Origin of the sequence: Myxococcus qinghaiensis (genome assembly GCF_024198215.1) — a bacterium.
In the GTDB taxonomy this organism is placed as follows: domain Bacteria; phylum Myxococcota; class Myxococcia; order Myxococcales; family Myxococcaceae; genus Myxococcus; species Myxococcus qinghaiensis.
On the sequence record NZ_JAKCFA010000034.1, the window covers coordinates 93,569 to 104,340 of the forward strand.

At 69.1% G+C, this 10,772-nt stretch carries 12 protein-coding genes; 8 read left to right on the forward strand and 4 right to left on the reverse strand.

What is annotated here, in order from left to right:
• Positions 1-6 precede the first annotated feature (6 nt).
• Genes LZ199_RS41615 through LZ199_RS41625 form a run of 3 tightly spaced genes read left to right on the forward strand, consistent with a single transcriptional unit; the run spans position 7 to position 3,850 of the window.
• Entirely contained in the window at positions 7-2,247 is a 2,241-nt protein-coding gene (locus LZ199_RS41615; RefSeq protein ID WP_253999375.1) for a TonB-dependent receptor, read from the forward strand.
• Positions 2,244-3,014, forward strand: a complete 771-nt coding sequence (locus LZ199_RS41620) for a hypothetical protein (RefSeq protein ID WP_253999362.1) — start codon at positions 2,244-2,246, stop codon at positions 3,012-3,014. The genes LZ199_RS41615 and LZ199_RS41620 overlap by 4 nt, the downstream gene beginning before the upstream one ends.
• Positions 3,011-3,850, forward strand: coding sequence for a hypothetical protein (locus tag LZ199_RS41625; RefSeq protein ID WP_253999363.1), 840 nt, complete (start codon positions 3,011-3,013; stop codon positions 3,848-3,850). Before LZ199_RS41620 ends, LZ199_RS41625 begins: the two co-directional genes overlap by 4 nt.
• A 75-nt stretch (positions 3,851-3,925) precedes the next feature.
• On the opposite strand, the gene LZ199_RS41630 is transcribed toward LZ199_RS41625, so the two are convergent.
• Positions 3,926-4,132 (reverse strand): hypothetical protein, encoded by a 207-nt coding sequence (locus tag LZ199_RS41630; RefSeq protein WP_253999364.1) that lies wholly within the window; start codon positions 4,130-4,132, stop codon positions 3,926-3,928.
• Between the two features lie 217 nt (positions 4,133-4,349).
• On the opposite strand from LZ199_RS41630, the gene LZ199_RS41635 reads away from it, so the two are divergent.
• Positions 4,350-4,772: a hypothetical protein gene (locus tag LZ199_RS41635; RefSeq protein WP_253999365.1), complete on the forward strand. Its 423-nt coding sequence runs from the start codon at positions 4,350-4,352 to the stop codon at positions 4,770-4,772.
• 4 nt (positions 4,773-4,776) lie between these two features.
• Here LZ199_RS41635 and LZ199_RS41640 read toward each other — a convergent pair whose 3' ends face one another.
• Entirely contained in the window at positions 4,777-6,690 is a 1,914-nt protein-coding gene (locus LZ199_RS41640) for a sensor histidine kinase (protein ID WP_253999366.1), read from the reverse strand.
• Between the two features lie 265 nt (positions 6,691-6,955).
• On the opposite strand from LZ199_RS41640, the gene LZ199_RS41645 reads away from it, so the two are divergent.
• Complete coding sequence (locus LZ199_RS41645) at positions 6,956-7,300, forward strand: hypothetical protein (protein WP_253999367.1); 345 nt, start codon at positions 6,956-6,958, stop codon at positions 7,298-7,300.
• Between the two features lie 155 nt (positions 7,301-7,455).
• On the forward strand, positions 7,456-8,340 hold the full coding sequence (locus LZ199_RS41650; RefSeq protein WP_253999368.1) for a tetratricopeptide repeat protein: 885 nt from the start codon (positions 7,456-7,458) through the stop codon (positions 8,338-8,340).
• Positions 8,341-8,358: 18 nt separating this feature from the next.
• Here the strand turns inward: LZ199_RS41650 and LZ199_RS41655 are convergent, their stop codons facing one another.
• The gene (locus LZ199_RS41655; protein ID WP_253999369.1) at positions 8,359-8,658 is read right to left on the reverse strand and encodes a hypothetical protein; all 300 of its coding nucleotides are present in this window, start codon (positions 8,656-8,658) and stop codon (positions 8,359-8,361) included.
• 64 nt (positions 8,659-8,722) lie between these two features.
• Here LZ199_RS41655 and LZ199_RS41660 point away from each other — a divergent pair, with 64 nt between their 5' ends.
• Complete coding sequence (locus LZ199_RS41660) at positions 8,723-8,923, forward strand: SlyX family protein (protein WP_253999370.1); 201 nt, start codon at positions 8,723-8,725, stop codon at positions 8,921-8,923.
• Between the two features lie 4 nt (positions 8,924-8,927).
• On the opposite strand, the gene LZ199_RS41665 is transcribed toward LZ199_RS41660, so the two are convergent.
• Positions 8,928-9,374, reverse strand: coding sequence for a hypothetical protein (locus LZ199_RS41665; protein WP_253999371.1), 447 nt, complete (start codon positions 9,372-9,374; stop codon positions 8,928-8,930).
• 261 nt (positions 9,375-9,635) lie between these two features.
• Here LZ199_RS41665 and LZ199_RS41670 point away from each other — a divergent pair, with 261 nt between their 5' ends.
• Positions 9,636-10,607, forward strand: coding sequence for a quinone oxidoreductase family protein (locus LZ199_RS41670; protein ID WP_253999372.1), 972 nt, complete (start codon positions 9,636-9,638; stop codon positions 10,605-10,607).
• Positions 10,608-10,772 lie beyond the last annotated feature (165 nt).

Genomic DNA, 10,772 nt, shown 5'->3' on the forward strand with positions numbered 1-10,772 from the left:
GCCTCCATGTCCGTGCGTGTCCTGGCAGTGCTGTCGACATGTCTTCTCGCGTGGTGCCTGCCCTGCGTCGCCCTGGCGCAAGAGGCCGACGCGCGTCCGGAGCCCCCACCGACTGTCGAGCCTTCCCGTGAGCCGGACGACACGGAAGCCACCCGCACCCTCCACGCGGAGCAAGACAGCGCGTCCTCAGCAAACCCGGGCAAGGCCACCACCACCGAGGTCTCGCAAGACAACCCCAGCCCCACCGCGGACGCGCCGCTCCCCCCGGAATCACAGCCCACGGGGAACACGGTGGTCAAAGGCACGAGGACCCCGCGAAGCGCCTCGGAAGTCACGCTCGGCCGAGACATCCTGGACGCGGCCCCGCGCAGCAGCGCCGTCGACCTGTTGCGCGCCGTCCCGGGGATGGTCGCCTCGCAGCACAGCGGTGAAGGCAAGGCCCACCAGCTCTTCCTGCGCGGCTTCGATGCACTGCACGGCCAGGATGTGGAGCTGGACGTCGCGGGCCTGCCGGTGAACGAGGTGAGCCACATCCACGCGTTGGGCTACGCGGACACCAACTTCGTCATCCCGGAGGTCGTCCAGTCGATTGAAGTCACGGAGGGCTCGTATCGCGCGTCGCAGGGTGACTTCGCGGTCGCCGGCACGGTGCGGATGGACCTGGGTGTGAAGGAGCAGGGCGTCCACTTCGCGGGCACGCTGGGGCAGTACCGTCAGCGTCGCCTCGTGGCCACGGTGCGACCGGGAGACGACCCGGGAACCTTCGCGGCGGTGGAGCTCGGCGAGGGCAAGGGCTACGGCTCGCAGCGAGGCCATGGCCGGGCGTCACTGCTCGCGCAGGCGACGGCGCGACTCGGAGACGGGCTCACCGTGCGAGCGCTCGGCGGCAGCTACGTCACGCGCTTCGACTCGCCGGGAGTCGTGCGAGAGGACGACCTGCTCACGGGCAGCAGCGACTTCTTCTCCGCGTCCACGCCGCGCCAGGGCGGCACGGTGTCGCGGCACCAGCTCCTGCTCGGAGTGGACCTCCCACGAGCAGGCAAGGGCCGCACGAAGCTGGAGCTCTTCGGCGTCATCTCCGACCTGCGCCTGCGCAACAACTTCACGGGCTATCGGGTGGACGACCGGGGCGACGGCCTGGAGCAGACGAATGACGCCACGGTGCTGGGAGCGCGAGCGGAGCACCGTCGCAACGTGACGGCGTTCGGCCGCCCCGTGACACTGGAACTCGGCCTGGGCGCCCGGCGGGACGGAGTGGAGCAGTCGCAGCGTCGCTATCGCGAGTCGGACGGCACGTTCTTCTCCGACGAAATCGACGCGCGCTTCACGCAGACGAACGTCTGGGGCTGGGCGGAAGGAAGGATGTCGCTCGGCCGATGGGCGCTCCGATTGGGCGGCCGAGCGGACGCGCTGGGCGTGGAGGTCTTCGACGCGCTCGCGTTCCGGGACCCACGTTTCTACGACGGGCAGGGCTACTCGCGCAGTGCCTTCGGCGTGCACCTGGGCGCGAAGGCGGGCCTGGAGTACGCGCTGTCCGACAACGCGGAGGCCTGGAGATTGTTCGCCAGCTATGGCGACGGCTTCCGTTCTCCCCAGGCGCGCAGCCTGTCCGAAGGAGAGCGAGCCCCCTTCGTCTCCGTGCACGGCGCGGAAGTCGGAGCGAGGAAGGACGGCGAGCGCTGGGCCGTGCAGCTCAGCGCCTTCGGCTCGCAGGTGGAGAACGACTTCTTCTTCGACCACACCGTGGGCACCACCGTGTACACGGGAGAGACGCTGCGCTCGGGAGTGACGGCGTCGCTCCAGGCGCGTCCCCTGCCCGGCTTCGTCGCGGCGCTGAGCGGCACCGTGGCGCACGCCTACGTGACGGCGACGGACACGCTCTTGCCCTACTTCGCGCCGCTCGTCGCCAGAGCGGATGTGGGCTGGGAGCGACCGGTGGAGTGGCTGGGAGGCGAAGGCTCCGTGTTCTCCATCGGCACGGGCCTGACGTTCCTGGGTCCACGTCCCCTGCCCTTTGACGAGCGCAGCCAGGCGGTGTTCCTCGCGGACGCTGAAATGGCACTGCGTCGAGGGGAGCTGGGCTTGCGGCTGGAGGTGAGAAACCTCCTCGACTCGCGCTGGAGGGACGGCGAGTTCGTCTACAGCTCGCGCTTCAACCCGAGCGCACCGGCCAGCCTCGTGCCGGCCAGACATTTCACCGCGGGGTCGCCTCGGATGGCCTCGCTCACCTTGGAGGTCCATCTATGAAGCTCGGACACCTGTTGAAAGGCGCGGTGGCCGTGGCCGCCGCGTCATCCCTCTCATTCGGCTGTGGCAGCGAAGCGGAGCGGCGCGCCTTCCCCGTGGAGGTGACAGCCGCGACGCTGTCGGAGGAGCGCAACGAGCGAGGCTGGCGAATCGCCCTCGACTCCGCGCACGTCTCCGTGGGCCCTGTGCGTTTCTTCGAAGGCCGCGTGTTGCTGTCGAACCGCGCCACGCCGCGCTTCTTCGACTGGTACTCGATCATCGGAGGCACGGCACACGCGCACCCGGGCCACTACGTGCCAGGCGACGCGCTGGGCGAGCTGCTGGAGACGCACACGGTGGACCTGCTCGGCGGAGTCAGCGCCCTGGGCACGGCGAGCGCGGTGACGGGAGAGTACGGCTCACTGGAGCTGACGCTCGCGACGCCCACGGAGGCGCAGGGCGCACTGCAAGGGCACGCGGTGCGAGTGGTCGGCACGGCGACGAATCCGGATGGAGGCCAGGTGCGTTTCGATGTGAACGCGGACCTGCCCAAGCCGGTGGCCGGCGTGCGCTTCGAGAAGTCCCTGGGGACGGAGGCGGGCCGGGTGCGCATCACCGTGGACCTGAGGAAGTGGCTGGACCGCATCGACTTCGCCACCGCGACCGACCCGGACGCGGATGGCGTCTACACCTTCCCCGCCGACAGTCAGGCGCGCAACGCGCTGCTGCGCGGCGTGGAAGACACAACCGCCTACGTGGTGACGTGGGAAGAAGGAGCCGTGCAATGAAGAACTGGATGCTGGGGTTGTCGTGCCTGGGGCTCGTCGCATGCAGCGACGGCACGGGCAACGTGACGTTCACCACCTACGGCGAGGACTTCATCGAGAAGGAGATTCCCGCCGCGGTGGGCAACGAGGCGGGCTTCGTCGATGGCTGGACGGTGCGCTTCGAGAAGTTCGTCGTGGTGCTGAGCGAGGTGAAGGTGGAGTCGCGCGACGAGGTGGCCGCGCAGCAGACGCAGGCCCGCGTATTCGACGTGCACAAGCCGGGCCCCGTGGTGGTGGAGTCCTTCAAGGACCTGGACGCGAAGGAGTGGGACGAAATCAGCTACGCGATTGCGCCGGTGACGAGCGCGGTGACGGGCAACGCGGACGCGGCGGACGTCGAGCGGATGAAGACGGAGGGCCTCAGCGTGCTCGTGGTGGGCACGGCGACGAAGGGCGGCGTGACGAAGGAGTTCGACTGGGGCTTCAAGACGAACACCCTCTACGAGCGCTGCGAGAGCCCGGAGCTGGGCGCGGGCGTGACGGTGCCCAAGGATGGCGAGGAGACGGTGCAGCTCACCATCCACGGCGACCACCTCTTCTTCGACGACCTGCAGTCGCCGGACGCGAAGATGCGCTTCGACGCGATGGCGGCGGCGGACAAGCTGGGAATCGCCGGGGCTGACGGCGTGGTGACGCTGGAGGAGCTGGCGGCGGTGGACCTCACGGAACTGCCGGCGGAGCAGTACGGCACGGGGGGCGCGGGCAACGTGCGCAACCTGCGCGACTTCGTCACGGCACTGGTGCGCACGGCCGGCCACTTCCGAGGCGAGGGCGAGTGCTCGCCCAAGGCGCGCTGAGCTGAGCTTCCGTCATTCCATCTCCGGTGCGCTGGTCCGGCCGGAGATGGGATGACGCCCTTGCGAAAACGAGCTTCAGTGCTTCGAGGGGTCCGGACGTCCACCGCCACTGGACGAGCCACCCGGAGGGGTGGACGGCGGGCTCTTGCTGCCTCCGTGGTTCGGGTTCATCTGATTGGAGCGGTTGTCCTGCGCGGACTTCTGCGAGGGGTTGTTGGGATTCTTCGAGTCGGAGCGCTGGTCATTCGCGCTCGGCGTCTTGCCACTTCCCTTGTTGCCCATGGGCGAGTCCTCCAGAGGCTCGAGTAAGCAGTGCTCGAGCGGGACGCACCGTAGAGAGAGGCTCGCGAGGGAGCACTCGACCGGAGGGCTCGCCACGCTGTCCTGAAGCGTACGTCCGCGTGGTGGGTGCCCCGCGTTGCGGGCCTCCGTTCGCACGTGCGGGGATGGCGATGCGCGCCCGAGTGCCTACCTCCCACCCACGGAGGTGATGGGCGTGATGAGGACAATGACTTATGAGCGCAGCGGCCGGACGAACACGGCGGCCCAGGCACTGAGGGTGGAGGGGCTCAAGCACCTGTGGGTCCTGGAGCAGGGCGAGGTGTTATCGGAGAGGGACTTGACGCCTCAAGAGGCGCGGAGCCTGGCGCCTCTGCTAGAGGAAGCAACGCGGCAGCCGGCGCCCGCGGTGCTGGTCCCCCAGGCGGGAGGGCCGGACGGTCTCGCGGTGACGCTCGCGTTCGAGGACGAGGAATCCCCTCGGGTGCGACTGGCCGCGGAGCAACTGCCCGCGCGCGGAGCGGGACCCCACTACGACGCGCTGCTCGGCGAGTTGGACGCGCTGCTGACAAGGGAGCTGCACGTCCGGGCCCCACGGCACGCGCACGTGGTGCTGCCGCACCAACTCCGTCAGGAGGAGTAGCGCCTCACGCGGAGGCGTCGGCGGTGACGGCGCTCTCCAGGGGCAACCGGACGATGAAGGAGGAGCCGGCGTTGGGTCGGCTCTCCACGCGGATGTCGCCGTGGAGGGCCTCGACAATCTGCCGGACAATCCAGAGGCCCAGACCGAAGCCGCTGTAGTGGCGTTGGGACACGGCGCGCTCGAAGCGCTGGAAGATGCGGGCCTGGTCCTCGGGAGCGATGCCGATTCCGTGGTCCTTCACGCACAGCCGCGCGAAGTCACCTTCGCGGGTGACCTGGACCTCCACGGGCCGCTGCGCGCCGTACTTGAAGGCATTGGAGAGCAGGTTGGTGATGACCTGCTCCACGCGTACGCGGTCCCAGGAGCCCACCAGGGGTTCCTCCACCATGAGCCGCAGCGGGCATCGCGCACCCGCGGCATCCTCCTGGACGCGGGAGACCAGGTCCTGCGTGAGGGAGGACAGGTCCACCGGCTCGCGACGCAGGTCCAACCGCCCCGCGCGGATGCGAGACACGTCGAGCAACGTCGAGACGAGCTGATGGAGCTGGGTCATGGAGCGCAGCGTGCTCTCGACGCGGCGGTGCACGAGCGACACGGCGCCCTCGGAGTCCGTCGCGGGAGCCGCGCGAAGGAGGAACTGGAGCTGGAGCTGCACGGAGGTGATGGGCGTGCGCAGCTCATGGCTGGCGATGGAGAGGAACTCGTCACGGGCCTGGACGGCCTCGCGCAAATCACGAGCCAGGTCCTCCGCCGCGCGTCGAGCCACCACCAGCCCGGTGACCTCCACGGCCACGGCCATGACGCCCTGGATGACTCCGCGCGCATCGCGCCATGGCTGCCAGGTGAAGTCATGGAACCGCTGCTGTCGGGAGAGCGCGGGCGTGACGTAGGGAGAGGTCGACGCCAGGGGCACTTCACGTCCGGAGAAGGGCCGCCCTTCGCGGTAGACCTCATCGAGGAGGCTCAGCATGCCCGGGTCCATGGCCGTCTGGACGTCGCGCAGGGGCTTGCCGATGGCGTCACCGTCGACATCCAGCAGGGCGCGCGCCTGGGGGTTGAGCAGCGAACAGACGTGGTCGGGTCCCTGGAAGACGGCGATGGCGGCGGGGGTCTGCGTGAAGAGGGACTCCATGCGCTCGCGCTGGGCCTGGGCTTCGCCCAAGGCGGCGTGCTCTCGTTCGAGCAACCGTGAGCGCTCGAGCTCCAACTGCCGGCGCGACGTCGCATCGCGGAACATCCACACCGCGCCAGGGTCCTCGCCGTCACGGCCCTTGAGCGGAGCGATGCACTCCTCGATGGGCAGCTCTCCCCCGTCACGTCGCTTCAGGGCGCGGGGCCATTGGGACCAGGTCGCGAGCGGCGTCGGGTGTCGGATGGTGGGGAAGGAGCCGGACTCGGGCCGGGAGCGCAGCACCTGGGTCAGCGGCGCGCCGATGGCTTCTTGTTCCGGACACTGGAGCAGCTGAGCGGCGGCGGGATTGAGGTAGCGCACGACTCCGTGGGCATCCGTGGCGAGGACCGCGTCGCCAAGGCTTCGCAGCAGGCGGGCCTCCAGCGGCTCTGCGGCAGGGGCGGCGGCTCCATTCGAACGCCGCCCCGCCAGGAGGGCGACGAGCCCACCGACGGCGAGGAACAGGACCATCTCCAGGACGGCGGTGGCTGCGGCACTCGCGAAGGTTTGAGAGGCGACGGCGAACGAGCCCAGCAGCGTGGCCACCCAGGCGGAGCCGGAGCCGCCGACGAGCGCGGCCGCGAGGACCGCGGCGATGGAGAGGAGAACGCCCAGGGACGCGGGAAGGGGCCCCAGCAGCCATGGGAGGCCCCAGGCGACGCCCGCGCAGAGCACGGCCACGCCGTGTCGAGCCCACACCGGGCGCGTCAAGGCGGACGGACGGATATGGAGAGCGTGCGCACGCATCGGACGGCGTCTCGCTTCCTGGACAAAGGCTTCACACACCGGATGACAGGAGCGGGGGGAGACTCTGGAGCCGACAGTCTGTCAGTGCTGATCTTCACCTGGACGCGCGGTGAAAGGCAAACATGGGGGAGGCGGGGGATCTGCTTCGGCGCGACTTGTGACAAAGCATGAACAATAAGCAGACGAGCAGGCAGCGGTGAGTGGAGGCACGAGCAGGAAGGCAGGTGTGGTTGCCGAGCGCCCTGCGTTCTGTGAAGAGAGAGACATGACGCGAGTGCGGTTCTCCGTGCACCGCACGGTGGGAGAGGCGCGGTTGCTGGCGGGAACGCTGGAAGCCGAGGGAATGTCCGTGGAGGTGCGTGGCGAGGCCCTCGTCCCGCTGAGCGGAGAGATTCCGAGCGGTGAGACGTGGGTGGAGCTATGGCTGATGCCCGGCGACGTGGAGCACGCCCAGGGCGTGGTGGCGGAGCTGAAGAAGGACGAGGAGGAAGCGTCGCGCACGGTGGAGTGCCCCGGCTGTCGTGAAGAGAACCCCGGCAACTTCGAGCTGTGCTGGAGCTGCGGGGTAGAGCTGCCGAGGGGCCTTCGGACGAGACTTCGCGCGGTGTGAGCGGCGACGGCTGCGCGGGGAGACGAGAGGTGCGGAGGATGGAAGCCGAGCAGCCAGCGCCCGTAGACGACGCGCGCGAGGGGCGAGTGGACAACTCCGCCAGACCGTCGCCCAGGCGTCATCGGGGTCTGCGCGGCATGGGGATTGTCTGCGCCGTGGCGGTCCTGCTCCACCTCATCCCGCTCCTGTTGCCCAGGAACATGCCGGAGCAGGAGCTGGCCATCGCGCGCGTGACGCAGGGCGTGGAGGCACGGGTGAAGCTGCTGCTGCCGCTGCGAGCACACCCGAAGGCGACGCCCGCCGAACTGCGTGAAGCAGCGGAACTGCTCCTGGCCGGAGCGCCTGCGGAGGCGCGTGAGCTGGCGCAGGAGGCGGAGCGACGCGAGCCGGCGGCAGTGGAGACCCAGTTGTTGCTCGCGCGCATCTGCGATGCGGAGCGGATGGAGCGGTGTGTCCGCACCTCGCTGGAGCGGGCCACGCAGGTGGCACCGGGAGACCCGAGGCCGGAGGTCCTGCGAGCGGAGCTGAGGGAGAAGAGTGGAGACATGGTGGGAGCCGCGGAGGCAATGGGCGTCGCATATGGCAAGGCGCCGGCGGACCCGCTCATCGGCTTGCGTTATGTGCGGCTCTTGAGCGCGGCCGAGCGCCCGTCGGAGGCCCTGTCTGTGCTCACCGCGTTGCAGGGGAAGGTGCCGCGAGCGAGGCTGCTGGTGGAGCAGGGGCTGGTGTTGAGCGCGGACCGGAAGGACACGGAGGCGGTGGCGGTGTTCCGCAAGGCCACGCAGGAGGACCCGAGGCTCTCGTTGGCGCACTACGAGCTGGGTCTGGCTTTGTTCCGCGTGGGGGACGTGGAGGCCGCGCAGGAAGCCTTGAGACAGGCGGACCGGTTGGACCTGGCGAGCCCCAAGTCCCTCGCGGCGCTCTGTGCGCTTCAGCTCCAGGCCAGGCTCATCGACGAAGCCCGACTGACGCGGATGGACCTGGAGCGACGCTTCTCGGGGCGGATGGAGCTGATCCGCCAGTCGTGCAGCATCCCCTGAGCCGATATCTCGAGCCCGTTACCGAGGCTCGGTTCCCCGAATCTGCCGAAGCATCCGAGCGGAGGCCTTGACCTCGGAGTCCACCGCGCCGTCGACACGCTCGGTGCGGACGACGGCCTGGAGGTAGGCAAGCGCCTCATCGTCGCGCTGTTGCTGGAAGAGGAACTCTCCGAGCGCGAAGCGGGCCCGCGTCAGCAGGATGAGGTCATCCGCGGCAACGGAGGCGTCGATGGCATCGCCAAGAGCGGACTCCGCCAGCTCGGGTTGCCCGCGAGCGAGGAGGTCTTGAGCCCGCTGGAGGTGTTCCTGGACGTTCATGGCGAGACGGGAGCGTGTGGCGAGGGGGGACGACGAGGGCTTCTCCAGGGTAAGGGTAGGCCCCATGGACGAGAAGCGCATCGCCGAGCTGGAGATTCGCTACATGCAGCAGCAGGAGACGCTGCAGGAGCTGAGCGACGTGCTCTATCAGCAGCAGCGTGTCATCGAGGCGCTGCGGGTGGAGCTGGACATGCTGAAGAAGAAGCTGGAGGCGGAGCCCGGGCTGGTGGATTCCCGGCAGCACGAGCGTCCGCCCCACTACTGAGGCCTCAGAACTTATAGCCCAGGCGCAGGCCGATGACGGGGTCGGGGTCCAGGTAGCCCACCTCGACGCCGATGCTGGCCGCCTTGCCCTGGAGGCCGAAGCCGAAGGCCGCGTGGGCTCGGAGTGCGTCTCCCCGGCCCATGACAATCCAGGGGCCCACGAGGCCCTCTACGTAGACCTTGGCGCTGGTGATGTTGGCGCGAATGACCAGGTCCAGCGGAATGCCCACGTCATTGCCATCCGTGATGAGCGACGCGCCGAAGCGGGCACCGATGGAGACAGGGCCCGCGATTCGGCCTTCCACGCCGAGCAGGAAGCTGAAGGCCGCGCTCTGGTCAATCCAATAGTCGGCTCCGAGCCCGACGCGAACCGTGGTCGCTTCCGAGCTCATGGGCGCGAGGAAGAATCCGGCCGCGAGCAGGACACCGAGCGAAGGACGAAGCAGCTTCATGCGGGAGGTTCCTCTCCGTGAGGGGGGAGCCACCACTCAAGCAAGCCAGGCGGAGTGAGGCCAGTCACACGAGAGGTTCCTCCCGTCCTTCCGTCGCATTTTCCGCGCACTGAACCACCGTCAGCGGAACACCGACAGCCTCAACGGACCTGCCGTCACGTGGGCGGAATGCACGAAGCCACCGTCACGAGTCGCGGCCCGGAGCGCCGCGCCGAGAGAGAGCAGCGGCATGAAGCAAGGTCCGCCGTTAGGAGGCTCCGCATGAAAGCCATTCGCTATCACGAGGTAGGAGGGCCGGAGGTCCTGCGCCTGGACGACGTGCCCGAGCCGACGCCAGGCCCTGGAGAGGTCCGCATTCGGGTGAAGGCCGCGGGGGTGAACTTCGCGGACACGGAGCGTCGGCGCGGCCTGTACGACGCGAAGTCGCCGTTGCCCAGGATTCTGGGGAGCGAGGCCGCGGGAGTCGTCGACGCGGTGGGGCCGGGGGTCGACGCGAAGTGGGTCGGTCGCCGGGTGGTGGCCCTCGCGCTCCAGAGCTATGCGGAGTTCGCGACGACATCGGAACAGGAGCTGCTGGAGCTCCCCGAACATGTCTCATTCGAGGAGGCGGCGGGGCTTCTGGTGCAGGGGCTCACGGCCTGGCACCTGATTCACACCTCGTCTCAGCTCCGGCCCGGACAGCGAGTCCTGATTCACGCAGCGGCGGGAGGCGTCGGGCTCCTCGCGATACAGCTCGCGAAACAAGCAGGAGCGACAGTGCTCGGAACAGTCTCCACCGAGGAGAAGGCCAGACTCGCGCGCGAGGCCGGCGCCGACGACGTCTTCGTCTACGGAGGAACCAGCTCCGTGGCGGAGTGGGTTCGCAAGCTCACGTCAGGAAGCGGAGTCGATGTGGTGCTGGATTCCGTGGGTGCCAGCACCTGGGAAAGCAGCCTCGAGTCTCTCGCGCCCTTCGGTCACCTGGTGGCTTACGGAAGCGCGAGTGGACACCCGCCCCCGGTGGACGTCGAGGCGCTGTACGCCAAATCCTTGAAGATCAGTGCCTACTGGCTGCGCACGCCGCACCCGCCGGCCTTGCAGCGCCAGGCGCGAGAGGCCCTGGGCGATGCCTTGGCGAAAGGGCAGCTGCGGGTGAGGGTGGGGCTGGTGGTGGGGCTGGGAGAGGCGGCGCGGGCGCACCAGCAGCTCGAGTCCCGTGCGACGGTGGGCAAGGTGGTGCTGCGGGTGCCCTGAAGGCCCGCGCGGGCCTGGGGCCCCTCACCGCCGAGGCGGGGGGCGCCCTGGCCCGCAAAAGGAAAAGCCCCCGTCGCACGAGGCGACGAGGGCTTCTCTCAAAAAGAATCCGGCAGCGACCTACTCTCCCACGCGGTTTCCCGCGGAGTACCATCGGCTCTGGAG

Excerpts from the sequence above, each read along its gene's own strand:
- LZ199_RS41615 (WP_253999375.1), top strand. The coding sequence starts at position 7 with ATGTCCGTGCGTGTCCTGGCAGTGCTGTCGACATGTCTTCTCGCGTGG.
- LZ199_RS41620 (WP_253999362.1), top strand. The coding sequence starts at position 2,244 with ATGAAGCTCGGACACCTGTTGAAAGGCGCGGTGGCCGTGGCCGCCGCG.
- LZ199_RS41625 (WP_253999363.1), top strand. The coding sequence starts at position 3,011 with ATGAAGAACTGGATGCTGGGGTTGTCGTGCCTGGGGCTCGTCGCATGC.
- LZ199_RS41630 (WP_253999364.1), bottom strand. The coding sequence starts at position 4,132 with ATGGGCAACAAGGGAAGTGGCAAGACGCCGAGCGCGAATGACCAGCGC.
- LZ199_RS41635 (WP_253999365.1), top strand. The coding sequence starts at position 4,350 with ATGAGGACAATGACTTATGAGCGCAGCGGCCGGACGAACACGGCGGCC.
- LZ199_RS41640 (WP_253999366.1), bottom strand. The coding sequence starts at position 6,690 with ATGCGTGCGCACGCTCTCCATATCCGTCCGTCCGCCTTGACGCGCCCG.
- LZ199_RS41645 (WP_253999367.1), top strand. The coding sequence starts at position 6,956 with ATGACGCGAGTGCGGTTCTCCGTGCACCGCACGGTGGGAGAGGCGCGG.
- LZ199_RS41655 (WP_253999369.1), bottom strand. The coding sequence starts at position 8,658 with ATGAACGTCCAGGAACACCTCCAGCGGGCTCAAGACCTCCTCGCTCGC.
- LZ199_RS41660 (WP_253999370.1), top strand. The coding sequence starts at position 8,723 with ATGGACGAGAAGCGCATCGCCGAGCTGGAGATTCGCTACATGCAGCAG.
- LZ199_RS41665 (WP_253999371.1), bottom strand. The coding sequence starts at position 9,374 with ATGAAGCTGCTTCGTCCTTCGCTCGGTGTCCTGCTCGCGGCCGGATTC.
- LZ199_RS41670 (WP_253999372.1), top strand. The coding sequence starts at position 9,636 with ATGAAAGCCATTCGCTATCACGAGGTAGGAGGGCCGGAGGTCCTGCGC.